This is a genomic window from Amycolatopsis coloradensis (assembly GCF_001953865.1).
GTDB lineage: Bacteria > Actinomycetota > Actinomycetes > Mycobacteriales > Pseudonocardiaceae > Amycolatopsis > Amycolatopsis coloradensis.
The window spans coordinates 477,468-493,700 of record NZ_MQUQ01000005.1; the positions used below are offsets into that span (position 1 = coordinate 477,468).

Sequence of the window (16,233 nt, forward strand, 5' to 3'; positions counted from 1 at the left end):
CAGCTGATGGGTGCGGAGAAGAAGGAACTGCCGCCGATCCCGGACAGGTTGCCGGTCTCGGTGGTGGACGCGCATACCCACCTCGACGCGTGCGGCGCGGTCACCGCGGCTGATGTGACAGCCATGGTCGATCGCGCCGAACGCGCCGGCGTTTCACGAGTGATCACCGTCGCGGACGATCTCGCGGCCGCCCGCTGGGCGACGCAAGCGTCCACTTGGGACCCACGGGTTTGGGCCGCCGTCGCGCTCCATCCCACGCGTACCAAGGATTTCGGTGAAGCGGAGAAATCCGAAGTGGAGAGTCTCGCGAAAAAGCCCAGAGTGGTCGCAGTCGGCGAGACCGGCCTCGACTACTACTGGGACTACTCGCCCCACGACGCTCAGCAGGACGCCTTCCGCTGGCACATCGATCTCGCCAAACGGCTCGGCAAGCCGCTGATGATCCATGATCGAGACGCTCACGAAGACGTCCTACGGATCCTCGAGGAAGAGGGGGCGCCAGAGCAGGTCGTCTTCCACTGTTTCTCAGGGGACGAAAAGATCGCTCGCCGATGCATCGACGCCGGCTACGTGCTTTCGTTCGCCGGGACGGTCAGTTTCCGCAACGCACGCGGCCTTCACGAGGCGGCCCGGATCGTTCCGGCGGACCAGTACCTTGTCGAAACGGACGCGCCGTTTCTGACCCCCCACCCATTCCGTGGGCGACCGAACGAGCCCTACTGCGCCGCCTACACCGTTCGTCACCTCGCCTCGCTCAGGGGTGAGGCGGTATACGAGGTGGCCGAATCAGTGCGAGTGACCGCGGAGCGAGTCTTCCGCTTGCCGACAGTCACCCCCAGTTGAACGGACTGCGACATTAGTGATCAGCAATGGCCCACTCTGATGAGTGACCAACGTCACGACACTCCGGGCGGTGTTTGCGCAACCCGGCGAGGTTCGTTACTGTCCCGTGATCGTGCCGGTCGGTACTCGCTCATGCGGTTTCCGGCTGTTACGCCCACAGTCACGTCAGTGCACGTCGGGGAAGCGGAACCGGGAGCGGTACGGCCTGGAACCGTGACGATGGCGCTGGCTGCGGGTGTCGGACTTCTAGAGGTGTGCCGAAGTGCGCATCGAGACGAAGGACGTTGTGGAGCGGTAGTCGAGTTCCTTGACGTCTTGGGAAAGGGAACGACCCAGTGACTGGTAGCAGTAGGCAGGATGGCTCGCGCCTCGGCGCAGAGACGAACACCTTCGCTTCCGCCGGTTCGGTTGCCGTGCTCGACCGCGACACGCAGTACGGCGAGCTGGACTACTCCGACGATCCACGCATCACGCACCAGGACGTCCTGGCCGCGCTCGGTCCCGACGCCGACACCTTGATGGCCGAGATCGACGTCGACGTCGACGAGCTGATCCGCCTCATTAGCGCCGAGACCACCATGCTTCCGCCGATCGTCATTCCGGACGAGCTGGCCGAGGACCGCACCGCGGGCGCGCCGATGAAGGCCGCGACCAAGGACGAGGTCATCTCGAGCGCGACCCGCGTCTGGAAGAAGCGGTTCCTCAAGGGAACCGTCATGGCGGTGTTGCTCACCCTCGGCGGTGGCGGCGCGGCCGCGATGGCGATGAACAAGAGCGTCACGCTCGACATCGACGGTCAGCAGCAGACCGTTCACAGCTTCGGCGACACGGTCGGCGAAGTCCTCGAAGACGCCGGGCTTTCGGTCGGTGCGCACGACTCCCTCTCCCCCTCGCCTCAGGCCGCGGTCGGCGACGGCGGCGTCATCAAGCTGGAGCGTGGCCGCAAGCTCAATCTGGTCGTCGATGGCGTATCGCAGGAATCCTGGGTTCGCGCGACCAACCTCGGCGAGGCCCTGAACCAGCTCGGCCGTTCCGATCTCGCGAAGTCCGGCACCTGGACTTCGATGCCGCAGAACGGTGAACTGCCGCTCGAGGGCGCCACCGTCGAGGTCAAGACCCTCAAGAACGTCACGGTCTACGACGGAGCGAACGAACCGCGCAAGGTTCAGACCAACTCCCTCACCACCAAGGAATTCCTCGGTGAGCTGCGGATGACCCTCGGCCCGGACGACGAGGCCGTCGGTGGTCTCGACGTCAAGCTGGTCGACGGCGCCGAGGTCCACATCAGCCGGACCGGCGTCACCATGGTCAAGCAGAACGAGGAGATCGCGCCGCCCGAGCAGAAGGTCGACGACCCGGAGCTCGAAAAGGGCAAGACCAAGGTCGAAGACCCGGGCACCCCGGGCCAGAAGACCGTGACCTACAAGGTCACCAACCGCAATGGCAAAGAGGTCGGCCGCGAGAAGGTCTCGGAAGAGGTCACCACCGAGGCCAAGCCCAAGATCGTCAAGGTCGGTACGAAGAAGCCCGCCGATCCGGTCATCGGTGACGCCGGCGCCTGGGACCGCATCGCGCAGTGTGAGTCGACAGGTAACTGGGCCGCCAACACCGGCAACGGCTACTACGGTGGCTTGCAGTTCAACAAGAGCACCTGGGACGCCTACGGCGGCTCGCAGTACGCCGCTTACCCGCACCAAGCCAGCAAGGCCCAGCAGATCGCTGTCGCCGAGAAGCTTCGCGACGACCGTGGTGGCTACGGGGCCTGGCCGCACTGTGGCAAGAAGGCCTGACCGTCAGATCGTTCTCCTTTCCTGAAGGCCATCGTGTGGGTTTCTGCCCGCAAGGTGGCCTTCAGGCCGTTTTGGGCAACTGTGGCTGCGTAGTGCCGGATCTCTGTCTCGACAGCCGCGCCCACCAACGCTGAGGCATGAGGTGGGTCACTGCTCGAGATCGTTCAGCGGCCTTGTCCGTCCGGGCGCCGCTGTCGTCGCTATACCGGCTTTGGTGGCTCTCATTCCGGGCTTGGCTGGCCTTAGGACGGTCCGACGGCGTCTGGACAGGCTCCGCGGGCTGAGGCGGCTCGGCGACCCGCTGCGGCCCCTGTCGAGGCAAAGGAATCTCCGGGCCGTTTTCCGCTAAGTCGACTATTTCCGCGAAAGCGTCGCCGCGCCTCTCCGCAGGAGTTCGAGGGTCCGCTTCTCCGTTCGGGGCCGGATGCGCGAGCGGCACCAGAAGGGCGTTCAGGCGAGCGCCGGTCTCGGGATCGAGGTTGCCGCGCATGTCCCACCGGCCGGTGCGTTTCTGGCGCAGCCAGAATTCGCTTCGTCGAGTCTTCGGGCTGGGATCCTCGACGTCGTTCCCGTCGGGGTCGAGACGCGCGAGCACGTCTGTTCCGGCCATCGTGACGTCGCGCGGTCTCGCGACGGTGGCGAGATCGACCAGGTCCTTCTCTTCATCGAGTCGGACGTCCGCGGCGATGTGTTCCGGCAGCTTCCGCATGACAGTGACGATTCGGTCGATGCTGCCCTCGGCCAATACACCGGCGGCGGCCGCGGCTCCGGTCAAAGGCGCGACGGGTGGAGTCAAGGTCCCGTCGCGCGCCCGTCTCGAGTTCAGTGCGAGTGCTCGAGCAGCCACCTTCTTCGCTTCGGCTCGGGGAACCCGGGCTACGTGCTCGTAGAAGACGGCGATCGAGTTGTACCCAAAGAGCTCTCGGACACCCCGTGACTCGATCTCGGCCAGGATCTGGCCGACTTCGGCGACAAGACGTCGCCCTTCGCGTAGCCGTGTCTGCAACTCATCGAGAAGCAGTTCGGCGTCACCTTCCGGCAGGTTGAGCGGGAAGGCCTTGGGAATGTTTGTGCTGGTCATCCCTCAATTGTCGAGGCAGATTCGAACTAATGCACGGTATCGATCGGGTGGATCATGATCACGCTCCGGCGGTGCGAACTTGCCCCGATCACTCTTGCGTATGACGCGGGTCGGCTCGGAGAATCCGTAAGGATGGTGCGGGCGCGGCGCGGTCCATCGGAGCCCGGCAGCATCCTCAGGGGCGGCCGGGGTCGGACTGGTCGTCCACCGGCCAATCGCGGCTTATGAAGGCTGGCTACGATCGTCGAGTGACTGAATTGCTCGGGCCTGCGGAGATCAGGGCGCTGGCGGCCGAGCTGGACGTACGGCCGACCAAGAAGCTCGGCCAGAATTTCGTGCACGATCCCAACACGGTGCGGCGGATCGTCGATCTTTCAGGAGTCGGCGAAGGTGACGTCGTACTGGAAGTCGGTCCGGGGCTTGGCTCGCTGACACTTGGGCTGCTCGCGACCGGCGCCGAGGTCGTCGCGGTCGAAATCGATCCTGTGCTGGCCGGGCGGCTCCCGAACACCGTGGCCGAACGCGGTGGGGCCGAAAGGCTGACGGTCGTCGAGGCGGATGCTCTGCGCATCACGGTGGACGACCTGCCTCAACGGCCGACGGCACTCGTCGCGAATCTGCCGTATAACGTCGCTGTTCCCGTCGTGCTTCATCTGCTCGCCGAGCTGCCGTCGCTGACCAGCGGTCTCGTAATGGTCCAGACCGAGGTCGCCGACAGGATGGCGGCCGGCCCGGGTAGCCGGACTTACGGAGTGCCCAGCGTCAAGCTCGCGTGGTACGGAAAGACACGCAAGGTCGCCGCGGTACCTCGCTCGGTGTTCTGGCCCGTTCCCAACGTGGATTCAGCCCTGGTCGCATTCGAACGAGGCGAAGTCGTGTCGTCCGTGGACAGGGAGCGGCTGTTCGCCGTGGTCGACGCGGCCTTTTCGCAGCGGCGAAAGACGCTGCGGGCGGCGTTGGCGTCATGGGCCGGTTCCGCCGAACGCGCGGGGGAGTTGCTCGAAAAGGCGGGTGTCGACCCCAAGACCCGCGGTGAACAGTTGGATGTTCACCAGTTCGCCCGTATCGCGGCGGCAACCGACTGACCGACGTCGCGGATGTGATCGGCACCGCGCGGGCGAGTGCCGTCCAAGGTCAGCACGACAGCGTAAATCCTCTAGTCGATCTACCTGGTCAAACCTGTATTCGCAGGCAGTAGCCCTGACGGGGCCTCGAGGCCGCAGTTGTATTCCCATACTATGGGCAGTGGATCCTGTATCGTGGACGCGACCAGACGTGTGATCTGCGCCTACGCGCTTGCTTTCATCTAGTGGGATCGGTTTTACTCAGTGAGCCATCCCGAGCGACTGAGAGACCTGGCTCGCCGAAGTCGCAGCAACCACCCTCAACAGGGCAGGTGCTACCGCCAGGACCGATGGAGGCTGTGCCTAATGAACAGGGTCACCCACCCGCTCCTGCTGACCAGGCGACGTGTAGTCGATGAAGGTCGCCGCACGGTAAGTGCGTGTCGACGCTCCACCGTTACTGCCTGAGTCTTTCCCTTACCTCTGAAGCCCGTCCGTTCTGGACGGTTACTCGGTGACGGTTGGCGCGCTCGAAAGAAGCAGCGCCCCATTTGCATGGAGCCCTTCGTGATCACTGTCGAAAACCTGTCCAAGTCCTTTCCCCTCAACGGAAATCCTGTCGTCGCCTTGCGCGATGTCAGCGTGGACATCCAAGCCGGCTCGCTGTTCGGAGTCGTCGGTCCGGCTGGCTCCGGCAAGTCGACCCTCGCTCGTTGCATCGGACTTCAGGAGCGCCCGGACCGAGGAGTCGTCCGCCTCGACGGCCTCAACACCGGCACGCTTGACGGCCGCCGTCTGCGGGAAATCCGACGGCAGGTCGGTGTCGTGAGCACCAAGCCGGAGTTACTCGCCGAACGCACCATCGCCGGCAACATCGCGTCGCCGCTCGAACAGCTCGGCCTCGACGGACCGCAGCGCCGTAACCGGGTCGGCAACCTTCTCGACCTGGTCGGCCTCACCCCGCGAGCGGGGCAGCGGCCGGGTGACCTGACGGAGGGGCAGCTGCGCCGAGTGGCCATTGCCAAGGCTCTGGCCGCCGGGCCGTCCGTGCTACTGGCCGACGACCCGACCGCCGGTGTGCAGCCCGAGGAGTCCGGTGCGGTCCTGACCGTGCTCGACCGTGCGCGCGCCGAGCTCGGAGTCACCGTGCTGCTCACCACTCCCGACGCCGGTGTGGTCCGCCGTGTCTGCGACGACGTCGCGGTTCTCGAGGCCGGGGCGATCATCGAACGTGGAACCGTGCTCGACTTGGTCTCCGACCCGACCAGCCGGACCGCGCAGGCACTGCTGCCCTCGATCGAGACCGGCCGGGCGCAGGCGTCGAAGTACGACCGCGCGGTGGACGTCGTGCTTGTCGGCTTCGCCTCGGTCGGTGCGCTGCTGCCTGAGGCCGCTGGTCGCTTCGACGTCGAACTCGCCACCATCGGAGGCGGTCTGACCCGGATCGGCGACACGCCGGTCGGCAGGTTCCGTCTCGGTGTGCGCGGTGAGCGTGCGGATGCCGCGCTCGCCTGGATCGCCGAACGTGGCGGCCACGTCACCCACCCGGTCCGCGGCCCGCAGGGTGTCGCTGCCTGAGTCCTCCACGACCGGGCCGCCCTGGATGAAATCGTCCAGGGCGGCCGTTTCGTGTCTGGCTCGCCCTGGTCTCTTTTCTCCTGGTGGCAGCACAAGTGGAGCGGCCACGTAGGCTTGACTCGTGCTCGCCGTCGTCCCGCCCCCAGTAACCGTCAGGGTTCCCGCCAAGGTCAACCTGCACCTGTCGATCGGTGACGTACGCCCGGATGGATACCACGAGCTGGTAACCGTGTTCCAGGCGCTCTCTCTCACCGACGAGGTGACCGTCGCGGTCACCGAAGACCCGGGCGTCGAGGTCTATGGCGAAGGGGAAGGTTCCGTACCGACCGGGGCCAACAACCTCGCGTGGAAGGCGGCGCAGGCGCTGGCGGCCCACGCCGGCAAGGCGGACGGCGAATCCAAGGTCCGGGTGGTGCTTCGCAAAGGAATCCCCGTAGCCGGCGGGATGGCTGGTGGCAGCGCTGACGCGGCCGCGACCCTGGTAGGGCTCGCGTCGCTTTGGAAACTCGACATCTCCCGCGACGAACTGGCGGGTATCGCGGCCAAGCTCGGCAGCGACGTTCCTTTCGCGCTCTACGGCGGGACCGCGTTGGGTACCGGCCGAGGCGAGCAACTGGTGCCGGTGTTGTCGAGACACACGTTCCATTGGGTTCTGGCGTTCGATCAGCGTGGCCTTTCGACCCCGCGGGTGTTCGGCGAACTGGACAGGTTGCGCGAAGAGGGCAGCCCGCCGCGAATCGGTTCGCACACTCCGGTGGTCGAAGCGCTGGCGTCCGGTGACCCGCGGCAGTTGGCGCTGCTTCTCGGTAATGACCTTCAGGCGGCCGCCGTCTCGTTGCGTCCTGGGCTGCGTCGCACGTTGCGGGCGGGAGTCAACGCGGGCGCGCTCGCCGGAACCGTATCCGGGTCTGGGCCGACCTGCGCTTTTCTGTGCGCGGATGCCCAGTCGGCCGTCGAGGTCGCCGCGGAGCTGTCCGGTGCGGGGGTTTGTCGTACGGTTCGGGTCGCACACGGGCCGGTTCCCGGCGCCCGGCTGGTAGGTGGGGACGACGCGCCGCGGCCGGCGCCACCTCGAGTGCACGCCTGAGGATGTCCGAAATGGACATCGACCAATTCGTTGTGGTGCAAGCTTTTTGGAAAGGATCGGCTGAGGCATGGCCAACTTGGTCAACCTGGAGTCGGTGAGCAAGTCCTTCGGGGTGCGCCCGCTGCTCGACGGTGTTTCGCTCGGCGTCGCGGAGGGGCAGCGCATCGGCGTCGTCGGTCTCAACGGGGGCGGGAAGACGACGCTGCTGGAGGTTCTCGCGGGGATCAGCGAGCCGGATACGGGACGGGTGAGTCAAGTCCGCGGTTTGCGAATGGCCGTGGTCACCCAGCGGACTGAGCTCCCGGTCGGAAGCACGGTCGGCGACGTCGTGCTGGAGCGCTACGGCGCCGAGCACGAGTGGGCCGCCGACGCGCGGGTCAGGTCCATTATGGATGGCCTGGGGATCACCGCTCTCGGTGTCGAAACGTCGACGGCGAACCTGTCAGGTGGCGAACGCCGCCGTGTCGCGCTGGCGGCGGCCCTCACCGGTGAACTCGACCTCGTGGTCCTCGACGAACCTACCAACCACCTCGACGTCGAAGGTGTGCGCTGGCTCGCGGATCACCTGCTCAACCGCAAAATCGCGGTCGTGGTCGTCACCCACGACCGGTGGTTCCTCGACACGGTCGCGAGCGTGACTTGGGAGGTCGCCAACGGTCGCGTCGAGCAGTACGAAGGCGGGTACGCGGACTGGATCTTCGCGCGGGCGGAGCGGGCGAGGCTCGCGGCGACGGCCGAGGAGAAGCGGCAGAACCTGGCACGCAAGGAGCTCGCGTGGCTGCGTCGCGGTCCGCAGGCCAGGACTTCGAAGCCGCGTTATCGCGTCGAGGCGGCAGAGGCGTTGATCTCCGACGTGCCGGAGCCGCGTGATTCGGTCGAGCTGCAGGCATTCGCCCGTCGACGGCTGGGAAAGACCGTGCTGGAGGTCGAGGACGCCACGCTGACCGTCGGCGACCGCACTCTGCTCGATCACGTCACCTGGCGGATCGGGCCCGGTGATCGGATCGGCCTGGTCGGGGTCAACGGGTCCGGCAAGACGACACTCTTGAAGCTGCTCGGCGGTGACAAGGAGCCCGAGACGGGGCGTCGCATCCAGGGAAAGACGGTCAGCCTCGCGCACCTGCGGCAGGAGCTCGACGATCTGCCGGGCGATCTCCGCGTCCTCCAAGCGATCGAAGAGGTCTCCGGCAGGGTCGTTTTCGGCAAGCAGGAACTCTCCGCGTCGCAGCTGGCCGAAAAGCTGGGGTTCCCCGCGTCGAGGCAGTGGACCCCGGTCGAAGACCTTTCCGGTGGTGAACGACGCCGCCTCCAGCTGTGCCGGCTTCTCATGGCCGAGCCCAACGTACTGCTGCTCGACGAACCGACGAACGATCTCGATATCGACACTTTGCAGCAGCTGGAAGACCTGCTCGATTCGTGGCCGGGCAGCCTCGTCGTCGTTTCGCACGACCGGTACCTGGTGGAACGCGTTTGCGACACGATCGTCGCCCTGTTCGGGGACGGGCACGTGACCCACCTCCCCGGTGGCATCGAGGAGTACCTCGACCGGCGGGTCAAGAGCCTGGAAAAGGCAGGTGCCGACCGGAAGTCGGGGAGTGGGCAGTCGTCCGAGCCCAAAAAGAGTGCCGCGGAACAGCGGGCGGCACAGAAGGAACTGTCCCGCCTGGAGCGCAAGCTCGACCAGCTGCACACCAAGCAAGAGAAGCTGCACGCGGCGCTGCTCGCGGCGGCGACCGACCCCACGAAGCTCATCGAGCTCAACACTGAACTGAAGGCCGTCGAAACGGAAAAGGAGGAGGTCGAGTCCCAGTGGCTCGAGACCTCCGAAGCGATCGAGTGAGTTCACTCGACGGCGAGCGGGTGGCTCCAGGGCGGACAGTACTGTGACGCGCATGAGTCGGTTCGTGGACACGCTCGTCGCCACTGCGGCGGGGCGAGGTCAGCAGCGAGGAATGGTCACGGGGGAGCCCAAGGAGCCGGTTCGGCGTACCTGGGCCGAGATTCACGAGCAGGCAAAGCGGGTCGCCGGAGGGCTGGTCGCTGCCGGACTTGAGCCGGGCAAGGCGGTGGCGGTCCTGGCGGCGGCGCCGTCGCTGATCGCGCCGACGGTGCAGGCGGTGTGGCTCGCCGGTGGCAGCGTGACGATGCTGCACCAGCCCACTCAGCGCACCGACCTCGCCGAGTGGGCCGAGGACACCGTTCGTGTGCTGCGGATGATCGGGTCCGATTTGGTTCTGCTCGGTGAGCCGTTCGACCAGTTGGGGCCGGTGCTCACCGAGCATGGCATCGCCTTCCAGGTGATCACCGAGCTGCTCGAAGCCGAGCCGCTGGTCGAGCCCGTGCCGACGGTCGAATCCGACACGGCACTTCTGCAGCTGACCAGTGGGTCGACGGCCGATCCGAAGGCCGTTCGGATCACCTATGGAAACCTGTATTCGAACGTCAAGGCGATGGTCGATCGCGCCGAGTTCGACTTCGACGTTGACGTGATGGTTTCGTGGTTGCCCACCTTCCACGACATGGGGATGGTCGGATTCCTGACGGTCCCGATGACGTTCGGTGTCGAACTTGTCAAGATCACCCCGCTCGAGTTCCTGTCGGGCCCGTTGATCTGGCCGCGGCTGATCAGCAAGTACAACGGCACGACCACGGCCGCGCCGAACTTCGCCTACGCGATCGTGGGCAGGCGGATGGCTCGTGAAGAGGACGACAACGCGTACGACCTCTCGAAACTTCGGATCGCGCTGAACGGCGCCGAGCCGATCGACGAAACGGCAGTACAGACGTTTGTCGAGGCCGGGGCGCGGTTCAAGATGCCCGCCGAATGCGTCTTTCCCGCTTACGGCATGGCGGAGGCGACTCTCGCGGTTTCTTTCGCGCCCCTGTTCACCGGACTGACGCTGGACGTCGTCGAAGCCGACGCGCTCGAGGCGGACAACCGCGCTGTGCCGGTGCCCGAGGGCGATCCGCGACGCGGCACCGACGACGTCCGTTCCTTCGCGGTGCTCGGGCCGCCGCTCGACGGGCTCGAGGCCGAGATCGTCGACGACAAGGGCACTGTGCTCGGAGAGCGCCAGGTCGGGGAGATCCGTCTACGCGGTGAGGCCGTGACGCCGGGGTACCTGACCATGGACGGTCCTGTCGCGACACAGGACGGGAACGGCTGGCTGCTCACCGGCGACCTCGGCTACCTGATCGACGGCATGATCGTGATCTGTGGTCGTCGTAAGGACGTCATCATCATGGGCGGCCGGAACCTGTACCCGACCGATATCGAACGGGCGGCGACGTCGGTCGAAGGGGTTCGGGCGGGCAACGCCGTCGCCGTGCGGATCGACGCGGGGAGCCGCCGGGAGCGGTTCGCCATCGTCGTCGAATCAAAACTCGCCGGCGATCCCGACATTGAGAAGGCGCTGGCGAAGGAAGTCGCGGCCAAGGTGCGCGGTGCGGTCGACATGCGGCCCTTCGCGGTTGTGGTGCTCCCGGCGGGAAGCTTGCCCAAGACGCCCTCGGGCAAGGTCAAGCGGGCTGCGACCGCCACCCAGTTCGCGGACAAGATCGCCAAGAACGCGGCGACCACCTGACACGAGAGGGACGGGCTCGCGAACATCGCTGGCCCGTCCTTCTCGCGGAGTCAGCGTCGTCGCCAGGGCGGTTTGCGGGTGTGAGTGTGTTCCAAAGCCGGCGCGATGTAGTAGGCGGCGGACTGGGAACGTCCGGCCAGCGTGCCTTCGACGTCACGAAGGAACGCGTCGACGGCTGCTGGGTCATAGCCTCGTTTCGAAAGTGGCGCTTTGGCGAACGCCACGTTGTGGACGTCCGAAACCGACAAGTCGTCGTCGCCGTCGAGCGTGGCGGCGACCCGTTCGAGGAAGGCGTCGACCGCGGGTTCGTAATAGCCCCGGGCGCCGATCGGCGCCCGGTCGAACTGCCGGGTTCTTGCCTCGAACGCGGTGACGGGCACTAGCGCTCCCGCAGGAACTCGACGAGCCCGCGGTCCGGAACGGCGCGTTCGGCGGTCGCTTGCTCCTCCTCGCGCGCGCCGGGTACGCCGAGTACCTGCTGGCCGGTCCGGTGGGCGAGTTGCCCTTCGATCTTGTCGAGGAAATCGTCGACTTCACGTTCGTCGTAGCCGCGCTTCCCGATCAACGGACGCGAGAACATGACGTGATGGACCTCGGCCGCCGTCAGGTCGTCCCGGTCCGAGATCGTGTCCGCGATCCGCTCCAGGAACGCGTCGACCTCATGTTTGGCATATCCGCGCCGCCCGATCGGGGCGTTCGGGAAAATGGCGCCGGTGATGTCTTCGGCCGTAAACGACATGAAACTCTCTCCGGTTTCGGTGGGGAATGCGATCTCCGCATTCCGTCCTAACGGGTTTGAGAGTTCTCCGGAAGAGCTCGCGCTATTCCACGACTCGATCAGGGCGTGGTGAAACGCCTTCGAGTGACGAGTCGTAACACACTGCTATGGGTGGGTTCAGCCAGCGTGGAAGGTGTTCTGGGCCGCGACCAGGCCGGTGCTGATCAGCGCTTCGACGGCGTCGGCGCAACGATCGACCTCGAAAGCGAGTTCTTTGCGTTCGACCGTCGAGAAATCCTTCAGCACGAAATCCGCCGGATCCTGTCGGCCCGGAGGCCTGCCGACGCCGAAACGGACACGGTAGTAGTCCTTCGTGCCCAGGGATTTGGTGATCGAGCGGAGGCCGTTGTGGCCGTTGTCACCGCCGCCCAGCTTCATCTTGAGCGCACCGAAGTCGATGTCCAGCTCGTCGTGGACGACCACGACACCGGCCGGGGGGATCTTGTAGAACCGGGCCACGCCGACCACGGGGCCGCCCGAGAGGTTCATGTACGAGCGCGGCTTCGCCAGGACGACGCGCTGCCCGGCGAGCCTGCCTTCGAGGACCTCGGCACCGCTCTTGTGGGCTTTGAACTTGCCGCCGACACGGGCGGCGAGTTCGTCGAGCACCATGAAGCCGACGTTGTGCCTGTTGCCCGCGTATTGGGGGCCGGGATTGCCAAGGCCGGCGAGCAGGATCTGCTCGCCGGCCCCGGGAAGTGCTGCTTCGGTCACATGAGTGACTTTATTCGGCGGTCTCGGCGGTGGTCTCGGCCGCCTCGGCAGCCGCGTCTTCGCCCTCGAGCGCGGACTCGGACGGCGACTCGTTCACGGCCACGACCAGGGCATCCGGGTCGGTGACCAGGGAGGCGCCCTTCGGCAGGGTGACGTCCGAAGCGTTGATCTGGGTGCCGGCGACGACGCCCTCGACCGAGACCTCGACCTGCTCGGGGATATGCAGCGCCTCCACCTCGATCTGGATGGCGTCGAGGTCGGTGGTGACCAGGGTGCCCGGGCCGGGGGTGCCGGTGACGACGACGGGGATGTCGACGGTGACCTTCTCGCCGCGGATGACGACCAGCAGGTCGACGTGCTCGATGTAGTTCTTCAGCGGGTGGACGACGATGGTCTTCGTCAGCGCCAGCTCGCTCTTGCCTTCAAGCTCGAGGGTGATGACGGCGTTGCTGCCGTTCTCACGCACGACGCGGGCGAACTCGAGGGCGGGCAGGGCGTAGTGGCGCGGGTCCGAGCCGTGCCCGTACAGCACCGCGGGGATTTTGCCGGCGCGACGCGTGCGGCGCGCGGCACCCTTGCCGAATTCGGTGCGGGGCTCGACGGACAGGCGTACCTCGGACACGGTGTAGCACTCCTTCAATTCACCAACATGTTCAGCGAAATCATGCTGAGGTGGGGATGGTTCGGGGCGGTTCTGGTGTTCGGCGGCGAGTTCCACGGGCGTGCTCGATCGCGGGTGGCCACTCAAGCCGCCGCGTCGATCACGTCGGGCACCAGGTGCTCACGGAACCCGCCTCGCCGAGACCGGGAAAGTGTAGACCAACCGGTCGTGCCGGGGTCCCGCCGGGTGGCTCGGTGAGGTGACAAGTCGGTGACAGCTGCTTCGGGAACCCGCGGATGCGGTGGTGCGCGACCCCTTTCCTAAGGTGTGATCTCTTCGCACGCGAGACACAGGGAGCGGAATGCCGGCACGACGGTTGAGAATCGGAGCGGTCGCCGTCTTGTGCTGCCTCGTGGCCGGTTGCGACGTCGCGATCGACGGGGCGGCGGGGATTTCGTCCGCCGAGCAGCAGCGGGTGGATCGGCGCACCGAGCAGCGCGGCGCTGTCGAGAGCGCCTTGAAGGCGCTGGAGCAGGCACCCGCCGTTATCTACAAGTCGACAATCAAGGATGCCGCGGGCAAACCCGCCGAATTGCTGTTCCGCATCACCCGCAATGGCAGCGCGTACGGCGCGCTGCCGGTCGACGGTCAGGCCATCCAGGTCATCTCGGCCGACAAGCAGCTGTACCTTTCGGCGACCCCGGAGTACTGGAAGGCGCACGGGCTCGGCAACAGCGACCAGTACGGCACCAACTGGGTCCGCACCGACAGCACGGACCTGCCGGTGAACGCCGTCGAGGTGCTCAACCCGCGCAAGGCCGCGTCGACACTCCGGACAGCGGTCTCCGCGATGAATCCGCTGACCGATCCGGTTCGGTCGAAGTTGCCCGACGGAACCGAGGTCTACGACGTCGGGAGCGGGCTCGGGACGCTGCGGGTGACCACCGCGGCGCCGCACCGTGTGGTCAGCTTCGCGCCCTCCCTCGTCGACGCCGCCGGTGGTAAGACGCTCGGTGCCGAGATGCGGGTCGAGCCGCTCACCGGGGACGCGCTGAAAAAACTCCAAACCGATCTGGACGGCGCGATCGGCGGGGTCGGGCAGCCGTTCGACGCGCTCGCCCAGGTCAGCGTCAGCGTGGTCAACGACAAACTGGACTGCACGGACTTCGTCGGTACCTGCCGGGCGACCATCGACGTCGCCAACACCGTCATCGGCAGTGTGAGCGGGACACCCGTGCGCCTGGCGCTGACCGTCGAGTTCAGCGCCCAGTCTCTCGGGGCGCAGACCTGTACGGCGGACGCCAACGCGGCACCGGACACCACGACGAGCATGACCTGTGAGGTCAAGTTCAGGCTGCCGAATCGGAACGCCAGTTACCAGGTCCAAGCGAAGCCCGCGGCTCGCGGTGAGGTCCGGGCTCCGGTCGACGTCAACGGCGTACGCGAAAAGCTCAAGTCCGAGTTCGCCACGCTGGGTGGCTGACCTGCACACTCACCCACGGGTGCGTTACATACGTTGAAGTAGTCGATCTCGCGTTCTTAGCATCGGCCTTGTCGCCGATGAAAAGGGAGAAACGCGATGGCGAAGTTGGTTGTGTTCGGAGGAACCGGTTACGCGGGCGGGAAGATCGCCGCGGAAGCGCGCGGCCGCGGCCACGAGGTCCTGGCGGTGTCGAGGAACGCCGAAGGTGAGGGGACCAGGGCGGGGTCGCTTTACGACGAGGCCTTCCTCGCCGAGGTCGCCAAGGGTGCCGACGTCCTGGTGATCGCGGTCCACGGGCAGAGCGGCCTGCTCGGTGCGGTGCCCTCGATCGCTCAGGTCGCGAAGGACAACGGAGCCCGGCTCGGCGTGGTCGGCGGGGCCGGCAGCCTGCGCGTGGCTGAGGACGGGCCTCGGCTGATCGACACCCCCGAGTTCCCGGACGAGTACAAGGGCGAAGCGGGGGCACACGCCGAGGTGCTGGAAGCGTTCCGGAAGCTCCCCGAGGACATCGACTGGTTCTACCTCAGCCCGGCCGCCGAGTTCGGCGCGTGGGCCGAGGGGGAGCGGACCGGCGACTTCCGGCTCGGCGGTGACGTACTCCTGGCCGACGAGAACGGTGGATCGAAGATCGGCGGTGCCGACTACGCGATCGCGTTCGTCGACGAAATCGACAAGCCGGAGCACCGCCGTCAGCGCTTCTGCGTCGCTTACTGACCGGACAGTTCCTTCACGACCGGCGCGAACGTCTCCAGCATCGGGTCGAACACCGTGATGTAGGAAAAGCCGTACCGTTCGCGGCGTTCCTGGAGTTGCCGGACGATCTCGTCGACCGTCCCGAACAGCAATTGGGGCGTTTCGAGCAGGGTGTCCACGTCGAGTCCGTCTTCGTCGTCGTCCCGCCAGGACTCGGCGGCCGCGCGCCGGTCGGCCGTGACGACGACGCGCTGGACGAGCATGTTCAGTTCGGGATCCCGGCCGTTCGTCTGTGAGCGGAAGAAGGCGACACGTTCGTCCATGCGCTCGGCGTCGTCGAGGCGGAAGGTGCCCGGCGGTTTTCCCGGTGCTTGACGAAGACCCGCGAAGCCGGCGATGTCGGCGTGACGGGCGGCCAGGGAGAGCACGCCGTCGCTGTTGCCCGCGACGAGCAGCGGCGGAGGCGTGACTCCCTCACTGTCGAAGTGTTCGCGCAGGTGGTCGAGGCTGTTGGTGAGGTACTCGATGCGTTCCTTCGCGGGAATCCACGGCAGGCCGGCATCGTCGAATTCCGATTTCATGTGGCCGGAGCCGAGGCCGAGGTCCAACCGGCCGCCGGTCATCTTCACCGTCGTGGCGACTTCGCGTGCGAAAAGCGCGAAGTTGTAGAAGGGCACATTGGAGACGAGAGTGCCTACGCGTGGCCGTTGGGTCACTGCGGCAGCCATGGTCAAGGCCGGAAAAGGCGCGTCCCGCCCCGGCCCGAGATGATCGGGCACGGAGATGACGTCGTATCCGAGGGCCTCGACGCGAAGGCACTTCGCGACCCAGTCTTCGCGGTTCTCGGCGCCCCACAGGTTCACGCCGAATTTGAATTTCCCCATGAACGGCAACCTAGCCACGTCGGGAGGTCCGGCGCGCGTCGTTTCGCGAGGAG

The 16,233-nt window shown here is 66.4% G+C and carries 15 protein-coding genes and 1 riboswitch; of the genes, 9 read left to right on the forward strand and 6 right to left on the reverse strand.

What is annotated here, in order from left to right; all coding sequences use genetic code 11:
* Positions 1 to 6 precede the first annotated feature (6 nt).
* Positions 7 to 843, forward strand: a complete 837-nt coding sequence (locus tag BS329_RS11810) for a TatD family hydrolase (RefSeq protein ID WP_076159296.1) — start codon at positions 7 to 9, stop codon at positions 841 to 843.
* 413 nt (positions 844 to 1,256) lie between these two features.
* Positions 1,257 to 2,633, forward strand: coding sequence for a resuscitation-promoting factor (locus tag BS329_RS11815; RefSeq protein ID WP_076159299.1), 1,377 nt, complete (start codon positions 1,257 to 1,259; stop codon positions 2,631 to 2,633).
* A gap of 61 nt (positions 2,634 to 2,694) precedes the next feature.
* Here BS329_RS11815 and BS329_RS11820 read toward each other — a convergent pair whose 3' ends face one another.
* Entirely contained in the window at positions 2,695 to 3,714 is a 1,020-nt protein-coding gene (locus BS329_RS11820) for a DUF222 domain-containing protein (RefSeq protein WP_076159302.1), read from the reverse strand.
* A gap of 248 nt (positions 3,715 to 3,962) precedes the next feature.
* Here BS329_RS11820 and rsmA point away from each other — a divergent pair, with 248 nt between their 5' ends.
* The 5 genes from rsmA to BS329_RS11845 all read left to right on the forward strand — a co-directional run bounded on the left by rsmA (position 3,963) and on the right by BS329_RS11845 (position 11,027).
* A complete protein-coding gene (gene rsmA / locus BS329_RS11825) occupies positions 3,963 to 4,799 on the forward strand; it encodes a 16S rRNA (adenine(1518)-N(6)/adenine(1519)-N(6))-dimethyltransferase RsmA (RefSeq protein WP_076159305.1) in 837 nt (278 codons plus the stop codon).
* A gap of 245 nt (positions 4,800 to 5,044) precedes the next feature.
* A riboswitch (SAM riboswitch) is annotated at positions 5,045 to 5,135 on the forward strand.
* 210 nt (positions 5,136 to 5,345) lie between these two features.
* Positions 5,346 to 6,356 (forward strand): methionine ABC transporter ATP-binding protein, encoded by a 1,011-nt coding sequence (locus tag BS329_RS11830; RefSeq protein ID WP_076160218.1) that lies wholly within the window; start codon positions 5,346 to 5,348, stop codon positions 6,354 to 6,356.
* Positions 6,357 to 6,477: 121 nt separating this feature from the next.
* Positions 6,478 to 7,443, forward strand: coding sequence for a 4-(cytidine 5'-diphospho)-2-C-methyl-D-erythritol kinase (locus BS329_RS11835; RefSeq protein WP_076159308.1), 966 nt, complete (start codon positions 6,478 to 6,480; stop codon positions 7,441 to 7,443).
* A 67-nt stretch (positions 7,444 to 7,510) separates the two neighbouring features.
* The gene (locus tag BS329_RS11840; protein WP_076159310.1) at positions 7,511 to 9,283 is read left to right on the forward strand and encodes an ABC-F family ATP-binding cassette domain-containing protein; all 1,773 of its coding nucleotides are present in this window, start codon (positions 7,511 to 7,513) and stop codon (positions 9,281 to 9,283) included.
* 52 nt (positions 9,284 to 9,335) lie between these two features.
* A complete protein-coding gene (locus tag BS329_RS11845; protein WP_076159313.1) occupies positions 9,336 to 11,027 on the forward strand; it encodes a fatty acyl-AMP ligase in 1,692 nt (563 codons plus the stop codon).
* Between the two features lie 50 nt (positions 11,028 to 11,077).
* On the opposite strand, the gene BS329_RS11850 is transcribed toward BS329_RS11845, so the two are convergent.
* From BS329_RS11850 to BS329_RS11865, 4 genes are all read right to left on the reverse strand, one after another.
* Positions 11,078 to 11,407, reverse strand: coding sequence for a DivIVA domain-containing protein (locus BS329_RS11850; protein WP_076159315.1), 330 nt, complete (start codon positions 11,405 to 11,407; stop codon positions 11,078 to 11,080).
* Positions 11,407 to 11,766 (reverse strand): DivIVA domain-containing protein, encoded by a 360-nt coding sequence (locus BS329_RS11855; RefSeq protein ID WP_076159317.1) that lies wholly within the window; start codon positions 11,764 to 11,766, stop codon positions 11,407 to 11,409. Before BS329_RS11855 ends, BS329_RS11850 begins: the two co-directional genes overlap by 1 nt.
* 156 nt (positions 11,767 to 11,922) lie before the next feature.
* Positions 11,923 to 12,519, reverse strand: a complete 597-nt coding sequence (gene pth, locus BS329_RS11860; RefSeq protein ID WP_076159319.1) for an aminoacyl-tRNA hydrolase — start codon at positions 12,517 to 12,519, stop codon at positions 11,923 to 11,925.
* A 10-nt stretch (positions 12,520 to 12,529) separates the two neighbouring features.
* Positions 12,530 to 13,141, reverse strand: a complete 612-nt coding sequence (locus BS329_RS11865) for a 50S ribosomal protein L25/general stress protein Ctc (RefSeq protein ID WP_076160221.1) — start codon at positions 13,139 to 13,141, stop codon at positions 12,530 to 12,532.
* Positions 13,142 to 13,481: 340 nt separating this feature from the next.
* Between BS329_RS11865 and BS329_RS11870 the strand changes: the two genes are divergently transcribed.
* Both BS329_RS11870 and BS329_RS11875 read left to right on the forward strand, forming a co-directional pair.
* The gene (locus BS329_RS11870; RefSeq protein WP_084749589.1) at positions 13,482 to 14,603 is read left to right on the forward strand and encodes a hypothetical protein; all 1,122 of its coding nucleotides are present in this window, start codon (positions 13,482 to 13,484) and stop codon (positions 14,601 to 14,603) included.
* Positions 14,604 to 14,699: 96 nt separating this feature from the next.
* Positions 14,700 to 15,317, forward strand: a complete 618-nt coding sequence (locus tag BS329_RS11875; protein ID WP_076159321.1) for an NAD(P)-dependent oxidoreductase — start codon at positions 14,700 to 14,702, stop codon at positions 15,315 to 15,317.
* Here the strand turns inward: BS329_RS11875 and BS329_RS11880 are convergent.
* Positions 15,311 to 16,180 carry a TIGR03621 family F420-dependent LLM class oxidoreductase gene (locus BS329_RS11880; protein ID WP_076159323.1) on the reverse strand — a complete coding sequence of 290 codons (870 nt, stop codon included), beginning with the start codon at positions 16,178 to 16,180 and terminating at the stop codon, positions 15,311 to 15,313. The genes BS329_RS11875 and BS329_RS11880 overlap by 7 nt on opposite strands.
* Positions 16,181 to 16,233: the final 53 nt, after the last annotated feature.